Consider the following 2,119-nt stretch of genomic DNA (forward strand, 5'->3'; position numbering starts at 1 on the left):
ACGCTGCACAGCTGCACTCAGGTGATCCCGTTGATATTACGATAGATGGCTATATGATTACGAAAACGGGTAAGATTCGAAGCATCTCTAAAGATCCGAAATCGGATGGAAAGGGCGGGAAAGTAGTCGATATTGATATTGACGTCCTTAATGATAATTCCATGGATGCTGGTACGACTGTACTGGGTAGCGTGACAATCGGCGGACGTGCGGTTGATTCGCAAGCGAAAGCTGCACTTGAATATGTGAAAGTCACAACTGTTCTGGCAGGTACAACGGGTACGGTGTCTACGATGCCTATGAAAACAGGGAATATGGTTCGTCAAGGGGATATAATCGCAACGTTTGCCAACGATACGATTGGCGATGATATTCTCACGAAACAGTCTGCTCTTGAGCGTGCGAAGCTGAAAGTAGATTCGGCGCAAGACAAGGTTAATGGACTTCAAATATTAGCGCCATTTGATGGTGTTTTCTCAACCGACTTTGTTAACAAACGCAATGATATCCTTAGTCTTTTACAAGTTGGAACCAAAGTTAGCAGTGGTATGCAATTAGGTGCCGTAGCCAGTATTGCCAAAATGCAGCTTCCGGTGCAGGTGGATGAGTTAGACTTGCCTAACATCAAGCTTGGCATGAAGGCAGAAATCAAGGTCGATTCTTATCCAGGCCGTATTTTCCCTGCTGAAGTTACGCAAATTTCTTCGGTTGGTACGACAACGAACGGTGTCACGGCCTATGACGTTGTATTGGCTGCTGACAACAAAGATAACGTGTTGAAATATGGCATGACGGCGACTGGTGAAATTTTGATTCAAGACAAGAAAGACGCGATTTACATACCGCCTGAAGCGTTGCAATTGCAGAAGGGCAAGCGGATTGTCACATTGAAAAAAGCGGATGGAACCGTAGAAGCCGAGCATGAAGTAAAAATCGGCATTCGTTCGAAAACGCAAATTGAAATCACGGAAGGTCTGAACGAAGGGGATAAAGTTGTTCTTCCTAATGCTGTGAAAAGACAACAGAACCTCAGTCAAGATGAGATTAATCGCTTAAGACAGCAGTTCCAACAAAACGGCGGAGCAGGTGGAGCTGGCGGAGGTGGAGCAGGTGGATTCCAAGGCGGTGGTGGCGGAGCAGGTGGAGCAGGTGGAGCTACCCGGACTAATGGCGGTGGTGGAGGCGGCGGTGGCGCTAACAGATAATACTGCCAGGAAAGGAGTTATTGCGGTATGAATATCATTGAGCTAAAAGATATTGTCAAAACCTATAAACGCGGTTTAGAAGATCTACCTATCCTGCGCAGCATATCGCTTTCTGTTGAAGAAGGCGACTTCGTAGCAATCATCGGGCCCAGTGGGTCCGGTAAATCAACGCTTATGAATACCATTGGGCTCCTGGATGTTCCGACATCGGGCAGCTACATCCTGGACGGTGTAGTAACCGAGCGTATGAGTGATAATGAGCTCGCTGCGCTTCGTAATCAAAAGATCGGCTTTATTTTTCAACAATTTAATCTATTACCCCGTTTATCAGCGATGGAAAATGTGGAGTTACCGATGATTTATGCCGGTATTCCAAGAAAAGAACGACGGGAGCGGGCGCACGAAATGCTCAAAATGCTCGGGATGGGCGAGCGGGGCCATCATAAGCCTAGCGAGCTATCCGGGGGTCAACAGCAACGTGTTGCTATTGCCAGAGCCCTTGCCATTTCGCCATCGCTCATCTTGGCGGATGAACCGACAGGAGCTCTGGATTCCCGAACAGGGGAAGAAGTATTGGAGTTAATTCTGCAATTGAATGCGCAAGGAAATACGATTGTTCTGATTACCCATGATCATCACATTGCTGATAATGCCAAACGCGTCGTTGCCCTTCGTGACGGCGTCATCATTGATGATTACCGGAACGCTGACAAAAGCGATGTTAAGCAAGAGGTGAGCGTATGAAGGTAAATGAACTGCTCAGAATGTCGCTGCAGACGATCATCTCAAGTCCGCTGCGTACTTTTCTGACAATGCTGGGGGTTATTATCGGAGTTAGCTCTGTCGTCACGCTAGTGTCGATTGGGCAAGGGACTTCAGAACAAATCGCCAAGCAGTATGAAAATATGGGGACG

Annotated in this window: 3 protein-coding genes; all 3 read left to right on the forward strand. The window is 47.4% G+C overall.

Annotated features, from left to right (window positions below; all coding sequences use genetic code 11):
• Positions 1-1,205, forward strand: a 1,205-nt coding sequence (locus AC1DUA_RS34985; RefSeq protein WP_477504118.1) for an efflux RND transporter periplasmic adaptor subunit, incomplete at its 5' end; no start/stop codon positions are given.
• A gap of 27 nt (positions 1,206-1,232) precedes the next feature.
• Positions 1,233-1,949, forward strand: a complete 717-nt coding sequence (locus AC1DUA_RS34990) for an ABC transporter ATP-binding protein (RefSeq protein WP_477504119.1) — start codon at positions 1,233-1,235, stop codon at positions 1,947-1,949.
• 68 nt (positions 1,950-2,017) lie between these two features.
• Positions 2,018-2,119: ABC transporter permease (locus AC1DUA_RS34995; protein ID WP_477504120.1), on the forward strand; the 102-nt coding region annotated here is incomplete at its 3' end.

This window comes from Paenibacillus sp. 01T422, from assembly GCF_056398785.1.

Bases quoted from the DNA above. Each gene is read 5' to 3' on its own strand.
- AC1DUA_RS34990 (WP_477504119.1), top strand. From the start codon at position 1,233: ATGAATATCATTGAGCTAAAAGATATTGTCAAAACCTATAAACGCGGT.